The sequence below is a fragment of the Ktedonobacter sp. SOSP1-52 genome (assembly GCF_016587395.1).
Genome location: NZ_BNJH01000003.1, coordinates 2,107,790 through 2,125,906, shown reverse-complemented (window position 1 = coordinate 2,125,906; position 18,117 = coordinate 2,107,790). Strand labels below are relative to the sequence as shown.

The window sequence follows — 18,117 nt, the reverse complement described above, 5'->3', positions numbered from 1 at the left end:
GGGTCTGCTCAGGAGCAGAAATTGCGCTTGCCATTCCTGGCTGTTGAGATTCCGCCAGGGGCAGCGCCCGGTGCTGGTTATCCCAGAAGCTTGAGCCTGAGCGCGGCATTGAGCTTGAGTAAGTAGCATTGATAGCCACCGGGCATCTGTGGACCATCGAGTTTTTTCTCGGGATCAAACACGATGATGCCGCTCTCAAAATGCTGGTAGGCGACGCCCGCGATATTCTTGAGCTCATTTGAGAGGGGCAGGCGGGGACCACCCTGCATCACACGCCAGTATTTGAGAATATTTCCGCCGATGACGTACCCATTGTGTTTACATTTCCACTGTCCGTTGCCTACATCTTGAAAGTAGCTTGCAACCCAGGGATCCTGAAGCGTGATCATCTCTTCTCCTTGCTGCTGCGGTTCCTGCTTGAGCGCCATGACCCAGACCTCATGTGCGCGCATCCTGGTGCGCCAGGTCTGATCGTCATAGCACAGCTCTTTCCCGCCAAAGGGGTCCATGGCTGACAACCAGCCGGGACCGTCCTTGTACCAGACGCAAACGTGGGTCCAGTCAGGATGGTCAGGCGCGTAGTCATCCTGTTGAGTAAACACTACCGGGTGGCCACGCGCTATTTCTTCGTGAGCTATGGCAACGCAGTCGTCCTCGCGGGGATACAGCTTGACGCCGTTGCGGTCGCAAATGCCGACAAAGGCACTGGCAGCGGTGCCTTGGTTGACCCAGGCTTCACCATATTCCGCGTCCTTCATGGCATCGGGGGAAAGGTGTTTCCCGGTCAGGTACTGCACACCAGCCGCGATAGAGGTCGGTACGCATAGGAAGAGCCGGTCTTCGCTGGGCCTGCCATCAGTCGTATCCCACAGATCTAATTGATTAAAAAACGGAAAGCCTTGTAATTCCATGCTGCACCTTCTCAACGTGATCTCTACCCGCTGCAATCGTTATTGCAGGAGCCGTAGCTCTTATGTATGCAAGGCCATCAAACGACTCCTCTTTCATAAGAGACTGGAGACATTTTAGAAGATATTGGAGATACTCAATGTTACTTATAGGTTTAACGTGCATTGGCATAAATTTTTGAAGATGAATTTTTGGTAGGACGCCCTTAACCGGTGGGCGAAAGATGGTTGAGCTTTGAAAAAGAGCATCAATCAGCATTCTGTGATGTATGAAAAGCACAAAAACGCTGAAAGATGCATCCCAGTTATTTTGCCCGAACTTGGACTGCCCTGCAAGAGGGAAGATGGGAGCAAGCAACCTTGTCAGTCATGGAAAGGAGCGCGAGCGCTACAAATGCAGGATGTGCAAAAAGACGTTCAGTGCCCACCAAAGGACAATGTTTGAAGGTCTGTGCAAGCCAGAGGAACTGATTGTGATCGTTGTGACCTTGCTCGCCTATGGTTGTCCACCTCAAGCGATTGTACATGCCTTCCACCTAGACGAACGAACGGTGGCCAGATGGCAAGAGCGGGCAGGAGCCCATTGCCAAAGGGTTCACCTCGATCAAGTTGTGCAAGCCCGACTGGATCTGCAACACATTCAGGCTGATGAGATCCGAGGGAAAGGCTGTAAGATGATCCCGTGGATCGCGATGGCGATGATGGTTTCGACGCGCTTATGGTTGGGAGGGGTGATCAGTCTGAGGCGTGATCGAACGCTCGCTGATCAGTTGCTACAAATGGTGAAAGCCTGTTGCCTGCCTTTGCGCGCACCAGGGCTTTCCAATTCTCACAAAGGAGGTGAAAAAGAAGAGTTTTCCTTGTAGAATACAAAACCAAATCACATCTCAAGGAAAACTCTGCATGGACTATACCACATTCATGCTCGCAAAACGAGCCGAACACGACCCAGAAACGCTTCCCGTCAATTCGTTGTACCAGAGCTTGCGAGCCCTCTCAGATACGAGACGAAAACAAGGAAAACGATACGAATTGGCCTTGGTTCTTTCTCTGCTTGTGCTTGCCAAACTAGCAGGGCAAAAGACCCTGAGTGCAGCAACCGAGTGGGTTCGTCATCATCGAGTGCCTTTAGCACAGCGCTTTGGGCTCTCCCGCCAGCAGATGCCATGCCAGATGACCTATTGCAATGTCCTTGCCAGAGTAGACAGCAAGCATCTCGATGAGCTTCTTTCTGCCTTTTTCACCCGTTGGGAAGCCCAGGCCCGGTGTGGAGAGGAACCCAGTCGCCTGCTGACGCCAGGCATCCAAGCCAAACATGCTCAGGTCGCTGTTGATGGCAAAGCCCTGCGGGCCACAAGCAAAGAGGCTCACCCGGTTCATCAACTCAGTTGCTATGAGGTGCAGACTGGCACCGTGCTTTGGCATTGCAATGTGCAAGACAAGGAAAATGAGATCAGTGCCCTCAAGCCCTTATTTGCACCTTCATGGGTGCGTGGGCGCATTCTCACCCTTGATGCTATGCATACTCAACGGCAACTGTGCGCGCAGGTCCTTCGTTTGAGTGGAGACTACATCTTGATTGCCAAGGACAATCAGCCAACGCTGCGAGAGGATATTGTTGCCTTCTTTGAGGATCCTTCTCCTGATCGACGGCGCTGGAAGCAGGCAGAAACCTGGAACAAAGGGCATGGGCGCTTGGAACATCGCCAAATTCTTTGTAGCCCTGATCTTAACGACTGGTTTAGCAAAGATTGGGAGGGCATCGAGCAAGTCTTTCGGCTGGAAAGAACCACGCGCATTCTCAAGTCGGGAAAGATCCGTCACGAGGTGGTCTATGGGTTGAGCAGTCTCTCGATATACCAAGCGCCTCCCACATGCATGCTTGAACTTATCAGAGCCCATTGGGCCGTTGAAAATTGCCTCCATCATCGACGTGATGTGACCTTAGGCGAAGATGGTTGTCAAACGCGTACAGGAGTGGTTCCCAGTCTGCTGGCCCAGCTCAATAGCACCGTCTTGAGTCTCATGGATCGCGTGGGGGTCCGCAATGTCGCTCGCCAGATGCGCTACTTTGATGCCCATATTGATCAAGCTCTTGATCTCGTTCTTACTGGACAATGTGTGGTTTATTAGAATTGGAAAGCCCTGTGCGCGCACTTCTGATCTTGACAGACGGATGGTCAGCGTATCCGGGCAGCATCCGACGCGCGTTTCGGGAAAAGATCCCAAAAGCAGGAGGACGCGGGCGGTGTGCGTTGCAGGAGTGGCCGGAGATCTTCATTGGAACGGTGATCAATAAAACGGTCAAAAAGCGCGTGGTTGAAGTGATCCGGCGGATGGCGCAAGGCACCATGGAGCGCGCCAACGAGGTGTTGCTTCAAACGCTTGGGGGAAAAGAGCTGAACACAGCGTTTATCGAACGCTTCAATGGGACCATGAGAGAGCGTCTTGCCAGCTTGACCCGGCGTTGTCGGCATGCAGCTCGCCGAGTAGACAGGCTCGAAGCGGGGATGTGGTTGGTTGGCTGCACCTACAACTTTTGCTGGCCGCATCATGAATTGAGCCGACAGCGAGCCCGCGCTCAGGGGCACAAGGGTAAAGCCTTGATCACTCCTGCAATGGCCTCTGAGCTGACGGATCACATGTGGAGCATGCACGAGGGACTCACCTATCGGGTCACTCCACCACCTTGGGTCGCCCCAAAGCGGCGAGGTCGCCCAAAGAGGGCTGGACAGCTTGCCTCTTCGCCTTCTCCAGCACGATCTCGCCCTTTGCTTCGTCTGCGAAAGGGGGTCTTATGCGCGTCCACCAATTAAGGGAGCTCTACCATCATACCTGTTAGTGAAGAAAGACTTATTTTTTTCCGTGAAAGCTGTCTTGCAAGACCTCTCTCCAACAAATATTGCCTTCGCCTATGATGCCAACCACATTGCCGAACGCACGCTCTTTAGTCGCCTTCCCTGGGCAAAGCTTCATGTAGAACCTGGGCTCCTGTGGTATGAAACTGGCAGTGACGCGGATAGCTTCAACGGCGTGCTACAGACACAATTAGAGCCAGGGGATCTCTCTCCGGCCATTGATCGTATCTGTGACTACTTTCGCCAGCGCCACCTGCCTTTTCTGTGGTTCGTGGGACCCTCCTCGCATCCAGCCAACCTGAGACAAATATTAGAAGATCATGGGCTTCTGCATGCCGAAACAGAACCCATCATGGCTGTGGATCTGCTGAGCATGAACAGGAAGATTTCTGTCTCGTCTCGATTAGCCATTCATCCTGTGACCACTGATAAACAATTAAGGCAATGGCTCTCTATCTGTCTGCTGGGGTGTCCAGAAGAGATTCTTCAGCAGTGTTTCGCCCTTTATTCTGGTTTGCACCTCGACCTTCAGAATCCTATGCGCCTCTTTCTTGGCACCATAGATGGCGAACCAGTATCAACCTCTCTGTTGTTCTTAGGCGCACAAGCAGCTTCACTTGGGCGCATCTTCACGCTACCTCAGTATCGCGGCCAGGGGATCGGAGCCACAATGACGCTTGCAGCCCTACGCGAGGCGCAGGACTGCGGATATCATATCGGTGTATTAGCGGCTTCTCCAATGGGTCAGCCTCTCTATCACCGCATCGGCTTTCAGGAGTGTGGAACATTTAGCGTGTATTATGTAGCAACCTAAATGACCAAGACAACTTGGCACACGTACGAAAAACAAAGTAACAAAGGCAAGGGAATCAGGAATGAAGCATCTCAAATGTCTTTTTCTCGATTGGCATAATACGTTATCGACATCGCTCTTCTGGGGCCACCTGAGCGATCCATCACATATTTCTCATCAGATGATGGGGCTCATCACTTCATACCTCTTTCAAAGTTCTGGCAGAGTGAGCACCATTCTTGAGCCATGGATGCGTGGAGAGCTCACAAGTGAAGATATCGTACATATCCTTTGTCAGGAGCAGAAACTGGATCCAGGTATTGTCCTGCACGAACTCATGGTGAGTTGCCAGCGGATGCAGTTCGTTTCCCAGGAGGTCCCTCATTACGTTTCAAACCTGCGAGCCAAGGGCATACAAGTAGTTATTGCGACTGATAATATGGATACGTTTCAGCGCTGGACGGTTCCTAACTTACAGCTTGATACCCTGTTTGATGCGATTCTCTGTTCATCGGATCTTAGAAGTCTAAAAGCAGATAGGAATCACGATGGAAGCAGCCTGTTCTTTGCAGAATACTTACGGAAGCATCATGTCGAGCACGGCGAGAGTCTTTTATTAGACGACGGAGACGAAGAGTTTGGGCAGGTGATCCGACGATTTGGTATTCATTACCAGCAAATCGCCCCAGGAGTAGGGCTTGTTCCTGCATTACAAACACTCCTCGACGCTCTTTGATAAGAAATGGCAATCGAAATTCCTGAATGAGCGTTGGTCAGGGAAGAAGGAAGACTCTCTATGTCAAGCCCTAAAATGACCAATGTAAAACCAGGCAAACATGAAGAAGGCAGGAGGAAGAACGATGCTTTCAACACGGCATGAAGGAGTGTACCACGCCGCTCAGGCGTGTCAAGCCGCTCCGCTTTCCTTGACACGCCTGAGCTTGCGTGGTCAAAAAAAGACATGCCGAGTTGAAAGGCAAAAAAACAGGCGTCTGTTTTGCCTGGGAGGAAGAGCGCTTTGCTCAGCTCTGGTCAGTTCAGCACTCACGCCGCACGAGGCGCATGCAGGCGTCTGGCTTGTTCAAAGATCGCAGGCTGGTAGGCTTCTCGTTTGAGCCACAGCGCAAAGAGAATGCGTCCCCAGACATTGGCCAGTGCACGGACAGCGACGCTGTGGCTTTTGCCTTCCCGACGTTTGCGCTCATAGTACTCGCTGGCCCAGGCTTCGGTCTGGATGCTTTGCCAGGCGAACTGCTGCAGCACGTTGCGCAACGGCTTGATGCAGGCATAGCGTCGATGCGGTTTGGTATACTTGCCACTTTCATAGGGCACGGGCTCGGTGCCAGCCAAGGCTTGCAAACTGGCAGCATCCTGATAGCGCGAGCGATCATCCCCAATTTCTGCCAACAGTCGTGGGGCAATCCGTTTGCCTGCACGAGGCAGCGTGCGAAAGAGATGACTGTCAGCATGCATCAAAAAAAGGCGCTCAATCTCCTGATCATAGGCGGCAATCTCTTCCATCACGGGCTGCAATTGACGGATCAGAGCGATCAACAAGCGCGATTTCGTTCTGGTCGTTACTTCATCGGCGGTCAACTGGGGCTGATGCAACTGGTGCACAATCGAGGCCGCGGTCTTCTTTGGCGTTGGATGCCCAGCGCTTTTCAACAGCTCAGCAATCTCTTCACACGAAGCATTCATCGCCTCCTGTGGGGTCGGATAGGCGAGCAAGAATTGCAAGGTAGAAGGTATTGTCAAGTTGCTGAGGGCTGGAAATCTCTGCTAAACTGAGGGCTATGAAAACGCAAGAATCAGCCTCTCTCTATAAAGGGTATCGCTTCCCAGCTGAGATTATCAGTCACTGCGTGTGGCTGTATTTTCGCTTCTCGCTCAGTTTCCGCGACGTGGAAGAGATCATGGCCGAGCGTGGAGTGATGCTCACATACGAAACGATCCGGCAATGGTGTCTCACATTCGGCCAACAGTATGCCAATGAGGTGAAACGTTCTCGTCCTCGAACGGGAGACAAATGGCATCTGGATGAGGTCTTTCTCAAAATCAATGGGAAAACGCATTACTTATGGCGAGCCATCGATCAGTATGGAAATATTCTCGATATTTTGGTTCAGAGTAGGCGAAATAAGCAGGCAGCCAAGAAATTCTTCCGTAAGCTGCTTAAAGGGCTGCAATATGTCCCACGCGTCATCATTACTGACAAACTGGCCAGTTACGGAGCAGCGAAACGAGAACTGTTAGCTAGCGTAGAGCATCGACAACACAAAGGCTTGAATAATCGAGCAGAAAACTCGCACCAACCGACGAGACAACGGGAGCGCACCATGCGTCGGTTTAAAACCCCGGGACATGCTCAACGCTTTCTTTCGGCCTTCGGTCCTATTTCCAATCACTTTCGTCCCAAACGGCATCGTCTTCATGCCTCAGATTATCGTGCCCTCATGCAAGACCGATTCCAGATATGGAATGCGCATCACCGGCGCACAAACCGCAGCGTAGCACCGTGCCAACCTCCCCGGTCTTTCATCTCTTTTCGTCCTCTCGTCATTCTTCTCAGAAAAGCTCTTCCTTTCATTCCTTAAGTTGACAATACCTTCAAAGCCTATGCGACCTCTCATACCCTGCTCCAGGAAGTTGATCGACACCTGTCTCTCGCCATTGAAGAGCCAGCGGGGTTCGCTTATGTACTCTTGTACAGGCCGAGTGGGGTGGGAAAAACCACCTTGATTCGTCAGATGGAACAAAGTAGCCGGGAACTCCAGGACTCCTTGCCATCCATCCTGGCTGGCACACCTCTACGCGGCTCCAAACCTCAGTCGATGCCACTACTCTTGCTGGAGGCGCGTCCTCCAGATGGCTCAACGTTCAATCGGTCTGACTACTATCGCATTGCCTTAAAGCAACTCGGAGAGCAGACGTACGAGCGCCGTATGGTCTTCACCATTGATGAGGGACATGTTTGGGAACGGGAGCCGAAAAAAGTGAGGGGCAAAGCCGCGCAATTCAATGGCTCAGCAGAGCTGCGCCATGTCTATGAAGCAGCCCTTCTCCGCCGAGGGGTCCGAACCATTATTGTAGATGAAGCCCAGCATCTCTTAAAGCTGGCGAGAGGGATCAAGCTCGTTGATCAGCTTGATTGGCTGAAAAGCATGGCAAACACAACTGGCGTCTTGCACATATTGACAGGCACCTATGAACTCCTCACACTACGCAACTTGAACGGGCAGACCGCCCGGCGCGGCTTGGAGATCCATTTTCCTCGCTACCAATTTCAGCACCAGCCGGATCAAGTGGCCTTCCAACGCGTCTTGCTCACTCTCCTTCAACAGATTCCCCTGGAAGTGGATACCGAGGCCCTTCTCGTCAAGCATTGGCCGTATTTCTATGAGCGAAGCATTGGCTGTATCGGTGTCCTGAAAGACTGGCTTGTTCGAGCCGTCGCGGCAACCCTGGCAGAGAATCAATCCAAACTGCTTTTTGAGCGTATTGCCGAGTGTGCTCTTCCACTGGCACAATGTGAAAGCATGGCAATGGAGGCGGCCTCTGGCGAGCAAGAATTACGGTACACAGCCAGCCGACGTCAACACCTCTGGCGACTGTTGGGAATGGGTACGGAAACAGAAGACACCAAGCCGAACCCACTCCTCCAACCACTCCCCCACAACACGGACACTCGCCTCAAGGGCGGCATATGGGCGAACCGAAACCGCAACGATACGAGGTAGGAGAGTACAAAAAGGAAGATCGGGCAGAAAAATGCTTGTTCTCCAATCAGACCATTGTCCTCTCTCCAGCGCAGTTGACACAGGCAGGGGTGGCAAAATGTCATTGTCCTCTTTGTGGGGCCATTTGGACCGCCCGCATCCGAGGAGAGATCGTCTCATTTCCGCCTCACCAGCCTCCCCAGAGAGCGAGATCTTCAACCATTCCCAGATGGGTCAGGCAAGGGACCATCTGGACGCTTGCGTAATCGGAGCGTCTAGTGTGGACTACTTATGAGATGGAATCATAACTTGTCTACACACTTTTTGAATCATAATGTGTCCAATGAGGACAGGAACAATGGCAAATCACACAATCATACCACCCTCTTCACTACATCTCGAAAAGTGAACACGATTTTCTACGTTCTTCCCTCAGCTTTTTTGATACATAAATGATACCGTATTGCTATCTGATTCTCCCCAGAGAACGGCTAAACTAGAACAAGAGCTAAACAATACAGCATGGTGTTCTCAATCCAGTCCCGCACAAGAACTGGCACAACATCAAAAAGTAGGGAATTACACAGATGAAAGGACCCGATCAGTGGACTTACACTCACACGAAGATGGGAACAAAGCAGCAGAACAGAGAGCCGGGAGAGGACATATTTCCCGGCGGAGCGCCTTGATAAAGCTGGGATTGACAGGCCTGGCCCTGACTGGAGGAGGGGTAGTCTGGACCTCATGCAGTGACCCAACTGCCTCAGACTCCGATGTCCCGGTTATCAATGCCTCGGTTTCCAACAAGAATGGCACGACCGTCTTCGTGGTCTATCGGGGACATACGAGTTCTGTCAATGGGGTAGCATGGTCCCCGAATGGCAAGCGGATCGTCTCTGGCAGTAGCGACGGTACCGCCCAGACCTGGGACGCGATCACGGGTAAAAACATTGTGATCTCTCAGGCCAAAGCTAAGCTTTCACCTTATGTAGATTCGGTTGCCTGGTCACCCGATGGATCTCGTATTGCATTCGGAGACGGGGAAACAGTGCAAATTGTGAATGCGGCCACTGCACATCATACATTTACGTATGCCCCTTCAAGTGACGGATTTGTTTCTTCTCTAGCCTGGTCGCATGATGGGTCTCGTATTGCTTCAGTAGGGAGTGACAATAATCAGCAAGTGATACGCGTCTGGAATGCCCGGACAGGGAAAACGTTGCTGACATATCATGGGCATAACAGGGACATCAATGCCCTGGCGTGGTCGCCCGATGACAAGTGGATTGTTTCTAGTGACAATAATAAGCAGGTGCAGATATGGAATGCGGCGAGTGGAAACAAACATCTGATTCATACAGGTTATGGTGAGCATGATATTGTCAAAAGCGTTGCCTGGTCGCCCGATGGAAAGCAGATTGTTTCAGGAAGCGATAATTACACAGCTCGTGTCTGGGATGTGGCTACAGGCCAGACGCATCTTACTTACAGCAAGCATTCCAGCGGAGTATGGGGTGTAGCCTGGTCACCCGATGGCAAACGGATTGCCTCAGCAGGTGCGTATCCCGATTCAACTGTTCAGCTTTGGGATGCAAAGACCGGAGGCAACGTCTTTGTCTACCGTGGCCATTCTCCAGATGATGCGGTGTTATGTGTCGCGTGGTCACCCAATGGGAAGATGATCGCATCAGGAAGTCTGGATCATACAGTTCAGGTCTGGCAGGCGAAGTGAGCCGAAGCGGAACCACCAGAGGTGGGGCACACAGAAATAGTTTGATCTATAATAGCGAGGAAACAAGTGATACTCTTTATTAAAAAGATGGGTTCACTCTGTTTCCTCATCTGTCTCATTCAATCAAGATAAAGCCGTGTAAATGCTTCGGCGAATGCAAGACCAGCATCGCTTCCAATCGATGCCACACGCTTTCGCCACCCCTCCCTCAGAGCGAGAGGCAACTGTAAATCCCAACATTATTCGGCTCATGGCCGCTCTTGGTGCATACTGCTTGTTTGGTACTCATGTGATATACTTTCTTGCCAATATGTCCAAAGGAAAAAGATGCCAGGAGGAAGTCATGACAGAAATAACCAATGCAGACGTGATTAAGGCCTATGCTGAATATCCTCAGGATCTCATCGAAGGGTTTGGTGAGGAAGGGGATTTCACGCGCAAACATCTTCTGAACCCAGCCATTTTTGCCCTGCTTGGAGATGTGAGAGGCAAAAGCATTCTGGATGCAGGATGTGGCCAAGGATATCTCTGTCGGCTCCTTGCCAAAAAGGGAGCAAGCATCACAGGTGTCGAGCCATCCGAAGCTTTCTACACGTATGCGCGGAGCCGAGAACAGGAGGAACCATTAGGGATTCGCTATGCGCAAGCTGATCTCTCGACCTGGACGCCACCCTTGAATACCTTTGATTTTGTGATTGCGAACATGGTCTTGATGGATATCCCCGACTATGAACCTGCACTCAAGAACTGTGTTGCGGCACTCAAGAGCGGTGGAGGACTCCTTTTTTCCATCCTCCATCCGTGTTTTGAAGAAACAGGATCAGCATGGAAGGAAAAAGGCTATGTCGAGGTCCGGGACTATTTTGAGGAACGAACCATCAAACAAACCTATGGAGGATACTTCATCCATCGCCCACTCAGTACGTATCTAAACAGTGTGATTCAAGCGGGCTGCATACTCCAAAGGGTGATTGAGCCTCAACTAGAGAAAACGGTTGCCGAGTTGCACGGTGCTGAACGCTATTGGTTAGTCCCTGGCTACCTGGTCATTTTTGCTACGCGCGTTTCGCCTCTGAAAGAAGCGAGATAGTGGAAAGAGGGCTTTTCTCAGATTGCGTGGAGTACCCGCTGGCGGAGGAGAGGAAAACCTGCTCTGCCATACCCCTGTCTTTTGATCAATTTCAGCTTGGTCACGTGGCCTTCGACCATGCCGTTATTGATCGGCCAGGTTAAGCCATTTCTCACCGCGTCTTTGTCTTTCTCAACGCCAGCAGCAAAGGACTGGAGTTCGGGAAGGTTGCTTTGTTCCACCTGGGCGAGCCAGGCATCGAGGAGATCTCCAGTGCGTGTGCGCAGCATCTGGGCAAATTGCTGAACCAAGTCATAGGCCAGATCGACTTCTGGGTTGATCTGGCGAAGCTTGACGAGTGTCTCCTGTTCCTCGACGCGCAGTTCTTCTGAGCGATGAAGAAAGAGGAAGGCAGCTTGCCGTGACGTGGGGAGAACAGGTGCCTTCGACGAGGAGTTAGCCAGGTTCTTCCGCCCCGTCGGAAGCAGGCGGACAAGATTGTCACGCACACTCTCATAGGATCCTTTGTAGTTTTGCTCCACCAGTTCTCGAAAAAGGCACGCAATATTGTGGCAGCCTTCTTCCCAGCGCTGAAAAAGATAGGGAAGATAGCGATCAAGTTGGTTGCTCTGTTCACGCGGTTTGCGCTCAGGAAACATCCCAGCAGCCAACCAGCTCTGCACAGTGCTGGCACCCATGCCGACCTGGCGGGCAAGAGCGGCTTGACTCATGCCGAGCTTGTGCAAAGCGATCACTTGCTCATAACGGGCTAGACGCTCCTCGCGTCGGTTGTGTTGAAGGCTCTCCAGCTTTGGAGAAGACCTGACCGCTCGTTTGGATTGCCACGCTGGTGGTTGCTCATCAAGGATAGCTTGTGCCTCACGTTTGCACTGAGTTGCCAAATGGCGCGCCAGCAGCCCCTCCAAAGCCTCTCTAAGATTCTTGAGCAAATGGAACCTGTCCGCATATTGAATGGCCTGGGGCGCGCCAGCCGCAGCAGCAGAGGCATATTCCCCTCCCCGGTCCCGGCTGATCGCCATCAGATCGGGGTGCTGGCGCATCCAGCCTGCCGAGGTGTCCGCTTTTCGGTCAGGTAAGAGGTCTACCACTCGCCTGCTTTCCAGGTTCACCAGGATCGTCCCGAAGCGGAGGCCACGCCGAAACGAAAAATCGTCTATCCCAAGAAAGAGAATCGATCCGCGAAGGAGATCGGGGAGATCCATAATGCGGCGCAGAATCGTCTGGCGAGTGGTCTGGATGCCCAAACGAGCGGCGAGCCTGGCGCCCCCTTTGCCACAGGTGCCCAATCCGATAGAGGTGATCTGCTGGCAGTGCCGGATCGTCATCCTGGCCCAGGGTTCCACAAAGGCTGGGAGACGTTCGGTAAAGATTTTCCGCTGACAGAGAGGATTGCGGCAGTAGAATTTCCGAACGGTGAGGAACAACTGAACCCGGCGTCCTGCACAGGGCACATCACGCAAGACCCGGCGATAGTGGCTTTGGATCGAGGATGACAGGTCAGAACACAATGGACAACACGATGTAGGATGTGTCGCAACGACCGCAATGCCCAAACCGTTTTCGGTGATCTGGATCTCATCAATCAACATCCCTTCAGGCAGGGGAAGCAGGGGCATCCTTTCCATCACGACCTCATTCTTGATGATGAAATGCTCTTTTAGAAGGAACTATATCACTATTTGCCAATGCATAAAAGCAAACAAGCAGTATGCACCAAGAGCGGCCATGAGCCGTTTAATCCTGGGATTTACAGGTGGAAGGCCATGTAACCAAGCTCAAACTCATCAAAAGACAGGGCTATGGGAGAGCAGGCTTTGCGCTCCTGCGCAAGCGGGTGCTACATGCTGTGTGAGGAGCAAAATGGCCTGCCCGGGGTGACAACGAAAGAAAAGCCCTTCATGCCTCAGGCAGTGCAGTGGCATCTGGATAGTGAGAGCGCAGGGTTTCAAGAACGTCATTGACCTCGCATTCTACATCCCACCAGCTGCTATCAACGGCGCGCAACACGATCCAAGGATCGGGACGATCCTGCTGATATCCCCTCAGTTCTCCATTGATGACCTGAACGCCATATCCTTGCTTGGCGATATCGAGGAGAAGCGTCCCAGTCAGGATAGTTCCCTGGTCACACGCTTCCTCCAGAGACCGTGCGGAGAGGGGGGCACCAGCACACTCAAGCTGTTTCATCTCCCACTTCGTCTGCTCTACCTTCTCAGGCCCAAGAGCCTGCAACAGGTCACCGAGCCAAACTGGGGTATCATCCCGCCAGGCACGAAACGTCAGTCCTTTCATCGGTCGCTTTCAGCCCTTTCCGTTGCTTGTTTCTCCTGTCCTTGCTATTGGCCTGTAAGTGCCATTTTGACGAAAAAGTACGACGTTCCATATAACTGAGGCTGAGCTTGCTCCTGTTCTTCTTTTCTGCACATTCAGTAGGTATTTCCTGACTCTTCAATGCCATATTCTGCTGGGGATGCCTCTGATTGAGATACAAAACGCTCATGGTAACTGAAGACTATCAAGATACACAGCAGGGCCTCTCAAGCCATTCCATAGGAAAACCATGCGTAGTTATCTGGTACGTTGTACTTTTTCGTCAAAATGACACTGATAGGCCTAATGGCTTCAGAAGCAGATCGCTCGTTCAAAACATCGCTTTTCGCTGCAACGGAAGCGATGAATATGTGTCAATGAACCTGGCTCTCCCGCGAAGTTGATGAAGAATATTTGTTCTTGCTCAGAGATGAGCCGTTCTGCAGCGTTTCTTGCCAGCGGAAGCAGAGGTTGGTATGCTTCCCTCATGCCTGAAGAAAAGGAATGGAAGGAAACCTGACGCTCGATGGCAAAGCAGACGCTGCTTCCCGATCCAACCTGCTTACATTTGAAGCTCCTTGAGGCTTCTGAGACAGTGATTACTGCCGTGGTGACAACCACTTCTGAAGACGCGGAGTGCCCTCTCTGTCATCGGCGTTCGGCACGGATTCACTCGCGCTATGTGCGAGAAGTTGCCGATCTGCCCTGGATGGGCTGTGCTGTGCGCCTGGAACTGCATGTACGTCGCTTTTTCTGCTCCCATTCGGAATGTGCACGCTGGATTTTCACCGAACGACTCCCAACCGTTGTTGCTCCCTACGCTCGACGCACCACGCGACTCACGGATGTCTTCACTCTCATCGGCTTTGCCCTTGGTGGGGAAGCCGGAAAGCGCTTGGTGGAAGGAATGGGTCTCTCGACCAGTCCCGATACCTTGCTCAGGCTCATTCGTGCCCAGCCAGAAGAGCAGGCTCCCACACCTCGGGTGCTGGGTGTGGATGATTTTTCGTTCTGCAAACGCAAGACCTACGGAACGATCTTGATCGATCTCGAACGGCGTGTTCCGATTGACTTGCTGCCCGATCGGGAGGCTACAACGTTCAAAAAGTGGTTAGAGGACCATCCAGGTGTCGAGATCATCAGCCGAGATCGCGGTGGCTCGTATGCGGACGGAGCCAGGCAAGAAGCCCCCAACGCGCAACAAGTTGCCGACCGGTGGCATCTGTTATCGAATCTTTCGGAAGCGTTGAAGAGTTTCTTCCAGAACAAGCAGGCCCAACTGGACGCCTTAGAGCCAAAGCCATCAGAGAGCATTTCTGGGGAGGAAGCCAGGCAGCTTCCGCCCTGGTACGCAGGCCGGACAAAGCGGCAAGAAGAAAAAAGCGTGTTCCTCCATCAGGAACGAGTAGAACGCTACCACAAGATCCATGAGTTGTATGCCAACAAAGTCGATGTTGCCAGCATTGCTCACCAAGTGGGACTCTCTCGGCAGGGGGTGTACAACTTCCTCAAGATGAAGCAGCCCCCAGAACGCACGCGGATCAATCAGCCGCGCAAACCGCTCATAGAGCCGTACAAGGAGTATCTGGTCAAACGCTGGAACGAAGGATGTCGCAATGCTCAACAAGTCTATCGTGAAATCAAAGAGCAGGGCTACACCGGCTCGGATCAGCCCATTGTGCGCTACTTTGCCCAATTTCGCACCCAGAAAGATGCGCGGAAATTCAAGCAAGTTGATCCTGCTACTCAAACGCCTGTCAAAGCGCCACCAAAGCGTCCTCCGACCGCCTCGCAAGTTGCCCACTGGATCACGTTTAAAGAAGAGCAGCGCTTGGAATGGCAAAAGAAGTATCTCACCCAACTCTGCGAAGCAGATCAGGAGATCCGAGATGCCAATGAACTGATCCAAGAATTTACAACGATGCTGCGGGAGCGGAAAGGGGACCGCTTTGATGCGTGGCTGGAAAAGACGGAACAGCAGGGTATCCCCGAACTATGCGGCTTTGCGCAATCGCTCAAGAAAGATTATGAAGCGGTGAAAGCCGGGCTGACGCTTCCTTGGTCTCAAGGGCCGGTCGAGGGGCATGTACATCGCTTGAAGCTCCTCAAGCGCCAGGCGTATGGGCGAGCGAGCTTCCAGATGCTGCGTAAGCGAGTGCTACGGTGTAGCTAAAAAAGCCGCTCAGGGAAGACGCGTCCCCGGATCATCAACTTTGCGGAAGATCCATGAACCTTTGAGTCGGCCTGCTCAGACACTTCAAGAGTTGTCCTACGCTCTTTGCAATCGTCATGACCTGGTCAGCGCTGGGTGTGGCAAGCTTTTTTGCGTGAGGCAGCGTCCAGGAAAAAACTTCGCGCACCAATAGCAGAGACCCTTGTGCCGCTCCAGAGGAATCCATACTCATTTGCTGATCAACCCCTTCTTGACAAACCAGCTAGGCTCAAGTGTTCTGGGGAGAGATCTCTCTTTCGTTTGACTGCAGAAGCTTGTCAATATCGGTCATCGCTTGCTTGGTTGTGTGAAACGCGACCCCATACATCCCTAATGCTTGTGCTGTCGCCACATAGTCTTGATCATCGTCCACGAAGATTGTCTCTGCCGCAGGTACCTGGAGCCGCTGTAAGGTTCGTTCATAACTTTCTGGGTCTGGTTTTTTCACCCCCTCCTCAGCCGAAATCACCATCACATCGAATAGATGGCTGAGGTGAAACTGTTGCGTGACGAGATGGCGCACGTGTGGAGTCGCATTACTGAGCAAAGCCATTTTATAGTAAGGGTGCAGCCTCTCAAAGAAAGCGACCAGGTCTTCATTGAGTCCAAAAGCGGACTCAGAGAGGGAGACAAGTGTCCGCCATTCTTCTGGGGAAGTCCCGATGTGTTGGGCGACATCGCGCCAGAGCGTTTCCCCATCCACTCTGCCTAGTCGAGCATCGCGGAAATACTTTGATCGCGACATGGCTTGCCGCAAGCCCCCTTCTGGCAGATTGTGACGTTGTTCAAAGACTTGCAATGAAACGGAGTCTTTTTCACAGTAGAGGACGTCGTAAAAATCAACTATAAAGGCTTGAATGGGCATGGTTCTTCCTCCTATGCAGTCATAAGACGTTCGCTTTCGCTCTTTTTTTGAGAGCTCTGTTTCGTTTGGGCATGAGAGAGCACAAGAAGGCGGAGCAGATCAAACTTTGCTCGGCCTTCCTATATCTATCGCTGCGACTCCTTCTCCTCGTGTCGTCAAGCACGTGTGTCTCTATTTTTGCACCAAAAAGACAGGCGGATGAGAAGATTGGACCCGTCGGACCACTTCTCGCACGATGTCACGCAGGAGCGCTTCCTCGGAACGGATGTGCCCATCTGAGAAGCGTTCGAGACGAACATTGAGAAACACAAGATCCAACAAATCCTGTGTTGCATATTGCTCGCAGGAACCACCAGATTTCAGGTGATGGAGAAGAGGGCGAGCCCATTTCCAGGCTTCACCGATGTCCCCTCCGTGGTGTTCATAGGCACCATCGACACAAAAAGCGAGGGCATGAACATCATCGCTCTGGTCAGGTTGTGTTGGGTCGTCGATATATCCGCCGAAGGCATAGGTTGGTGGCCCCCATGGGAGTGGGCTGGCAAGTACCTTCTCGGCCAGTTCTACCGGCCAGTGTTCAATCTTGTTGCGCTTGGACAGATACACTTCATCAGGATGTTTTCTCATGATCTTCCACTCCATATTTGCAAAATCGTTCCGCTACGCCTCAATCACGTTGTTCTCTCACATCGTACCACCTCTCCGTTGCCCTGGATGAGCTCGACGCAAAAAAACTTGCCGCACCCGTGAGTGATAGTGGTGGCCGCGATGATAATTGCCCCTTTGGCCTTTACCGCATTGGCGCATAGCTCGTTCCTCTGTTGTGAAACAGCACCTGCAGCCCATTGACCGTCACCACCAGATCAGGATGCTTCACATCGCCTGAGAAGGTCAGCATGACCGGGGCCAGATCCGCGCCAGTTCCAACCAGGTGAGGGCCTTGCAGGAGTCGCGCATGCCCGGGATCGCCGCCGGGCACCTCAAAGATCAGTACTTGCCCCTTGAGATTGAGAGCGGTAAAGTGCGTTGGGACTCGTGGATCTCGCTTATGGCCCACAATGTGTTCTACGTGCGTCGTCCTTGGATAGCCATAGCGTACCCCGTCAATGAGCGTGCTACTCCAGGTGAACACCACAGACCCAGCGAGGGCGAGGAGCAGGGCGCAAAACATCCCCAGCCCAAGGGGCAGGAGCCAACTCCCACCTCGGAACGTTTTCGACTGTGGAGCTGACAGTCGCGAAAATTCCTGCACCTCTTCAGTCGTTACAGGGCGCTGCGCTCGTGGTTTGGCGAATTGTGACGCGCGCGCCGTCTGGACCGCTGGCGCTTTCGCGGGCTCGGTCCTCGGGCAGCGACGCACAACAAGGCTGCGTGGAGCCAGACGAGGCTCCTCTCCCTCGATGATTGCAGGCATAACGATTCCCTCCTTTGATTGAGAAGCACAACAAAAGCACATCAGAAATAGAGGAGCCTGCTGAGAGGGGGCAGGGCAGAGGAGAAAGCGCTTGCTCTTACGAAGCATACCTGAATCAGAGGGGTGCGCACAACCCATTTTTCCACGAACTTATCCTCAGAGGGTGTGCACGAATTGTGGAGAAAGCCGAAGCAATCGTCACAGCCTGGCCAGTTG

16 protein-coding genes and 1 pseudogene are annotated in these 18,117 nt (G+C 52.5%); 10 read left to right on the top strand and 7 right to left on the bottom strand.

From position 1 onward, the window contains the following. Nucleotides 1-77 precede the first annotated feature (77 nt). Nucleotides 78-911: a hypothetical protein gene (locus tag JMJ16_RS34865; RefSeq protein ID WP_201389040.1), complete on the bottom strand. Its 834-nt coding sequence runs from the start codon at nt 909-911 to the stop codon at nt 78-80. 341 nt (nt 912-1,252) lie between these two features. On the opposite strand from JMJ16_RS34865, the gene JMJ16_RS34860 reads away from it, so the two are divergent. From JMJ16_RS34860 to JMJ16_RS34840, 5 genes are all read left to right on the top strand, one after another. Continuing rightward, nucleotides 1,253-1,774, top strand: a complete 522-nt coding sequence (locus JMJ16_RS34860; RefSeq protein ID WP_201389038.1) for an IS1 family transposase — start codon at nt 1,253-1,255, stop codon at nt 1,772-1,774. A gap of 37 nt (nt 1,775-1,811) precedes the next feature. Further along, nucleotides 1,812-3,041: an ISAs1 family transposase gene (locus tag JMJ16_RS34855; protein ID WP_201377602.1), complete on the top strand. Its 1,230-nt coding sequence runs from the start codon at nt 1,812-1,814 to the stop codon at nt 3,039-3,041. Between the two features lie 14 nt (nt 3,042-3,055). Beyond that, nucleotides 3,056-3,724 carry a hypothetical protein gene (locus JMJ16_RS34850; RefSeq protein ID WP_201389036.1) on the top strand — a complete coding sequence of 223 codons (669 nt, stop codon included), beginning with the start codon at nt 3,056-3,058 and terminating at the stop codon, nt 3,722-3,724. A gap of 49 nt (nt 3,725-3,773) precedes the next feature. After that, on the top strand, nt 3,774-4,580 hold the full coding sequence (locus tag JMJ16_RS34845) for a GNAT family N-acetyltransferase (RefSeq protein WP_201389034.1): 807 nt from the start codon (nt 3,774-3,776) through the stop codon (nt 4,578-4,580). 205 nt (nt 4,581-4,785) lie between these two features. Further along, nucleotides 4,786-5,295 (top strand): HAD family hydrolase, encoded by a 510-nt coding sequence (locus JMJ16_RS34840; RefSeq protein WP_201389032.1) that lies wholly within the window; start codon nt 4,786-4,788, stop codon nt 5,293-5,295. 308 nt (nt 5,296-5,603) lie between these two features. Here the strand turns inward: JMJ16_RS34840 and JMJ16_RS34835 are convergent, their stop codons facing one another. Beyond that, complete coding sequence (locus tag JMJ16_RS34835) at nt 5,604-6,260, bottom strand: transposase (RefSeq protein ID WP_236601825.1); 657 nt, start codon at nt 6,258-6,260, stop codon at nt 5,604-5,606. A gap of 95 nt (nt 6,261-6,355) precedes the next feature. On the opposite strand from JMJ16_RS34835, the pseudogene JMJ16_RS34830 reads away from it, so the two are divergent. The 4 genes and pseudogenes from JMJ16_RS34830 to JMJ16_RS34815 all read left to right on the top strand — a co-directional run. Next, nucleotides 6,356-7,042: pseudogene (locus JMJ16_RS34830) on the top strand (IS6 family transposase); the annotation flags it as partial. Nucleotides 7,043-7,282: 240 nt separating this feature from the next. Next, nucleotides 7,283-8,299 (top strand): AAA family ATPase, encoded by a 1,017-nt coding sequence (locus JMJ16_RS34825; protein WP_255553264.1) that lies wholly within the window; start codon nt 7,283-7,285, stop codon nt 8,297-8,299. Between the two features lie 583 nt (nt 8,300-8,882). Continuing rightward, on the top strand, nt 8,883-10,010 hold the full coding sequence (locus JMJ16_RS34820) for a WD40 repeat domain-containing protein (protein WP_201386714.1): 1,128 nt from the start codon (nt 8,883-8,885) through the stop codon (nt 10,008-10,010). A 343-nt stretch (nt 10,011-10,353) separates the two neighbouring features. Further along, nucleotides 10,354-11,100, top strand: a complete 747-nt coding sequence (locus tag JMJ16_RS34815) for a bifunctional 2-polyprenyl-6-hydroxyphenol methylase/3-demethylubiquinol 3-O-methyltransferase UbiG (RefSeq protein ID WP_201388461.1) — start codon at nt 10,354-10,356, stop codon at nt 11,098-11,100. A 17-nt stretch (nt 11,101-11,117) separates the two neighbouring features. Here JMJ16_RS34815 and JMJ16_RS34810 read toward each other — a convergent pair whose 3' ends face one another. Both JMJ16_RS34810 and JMJ16_RS34805 read right to left on the bottom strand, forming a co-directional pair. After that, nucleotides 11,118-12,725, bottom strand: coding sequence for an ISL3 family transposase (locus JMJ16_RS34810; protein ID WP_201389028.1), 1,608 nt, complete (start codon nt 12,723-12,725; stop codon nt 11,118-11,120). A 271-nt stretch (nt 12,726-12,996) separates the two neighbouring features. Further along, nucleotides 12,997-13,392 (bottom strand): hypothetical protein, encoded by a 396-nt coding sequence (locus JMJ16_RS34805; protein WP_201389026.1) that lies wholly within the window; start codon nt 13,390-13,392, stop codon nt 12,997-12,999. A 544-nt stretch (nt 13,393-13,936) separates the two neighbouring features. On the opposite strand from JMJ16_RS34805, the gene JMJ16_RS34800 reads away from it, so the two are divergent. After that, on the top strand, nt 13,937-15,583 hold the full coding sequence (locus JMJ16_RS34800) for an ISL3 family transposase (protein ID WP_201389024.1): 1,647 nt from the start codon (nt 13,937-13,939) through the stop codon (nt 15,581-15,583). 268 nt (nt 15,584-15,851) lie between these two features. Here the strand turns inward: JMJ16_RS34800 and JMJ16_RS34795 are convergent, their stop codons facing one another. The 3 genes from JMJ16_RS34795 to JMJ16_RS34785 all read right to left on the bottom strand — a co-directional run bounded on the left by JMJ16_RS34795 (nt 15,852) and on the right by JMJ16_RS34785 (nt 17,901). Then, nucleotides 15,852-16,487 (bottom strand): HAD family hydrolase, encoded by a 636-nt coding sequence (locus JMJ16_RS34795; RefSeq protein ID WP_201389022.1) that lies wholly within the window; start codon nt 16,485-16,487, stop codon nt 15,852-15,854. 171 nt (nt 16,488-16,658) lie between these two features. Continuing rightward, nucleotides 16,659-17,114 (bottom strand): hypothetical protein, encoded by a 456-nt coding sequence (locus JMJ16_RS34790; RefSeq protein ID WP_201389020.1) that lies wholly within the window; start codon nt 17,112-17,114, stop codon nt 16,659-16,661. Nucleotides 17,115-17,277: 163 nt separating this feature from the next. After that, nucleotides 17,278-17,901, bottom strand: a complete 624-nt coding sequence (locus JMJ16_RS34785; RefSeq protein ID WP_201389018.1) for a hypothetical protein — start codon at nt 17,899-17,901, stop codon at nt 17,278-17,280. Nucleotides 17,902-18,117: the final 216 nt, after the last annotated feature.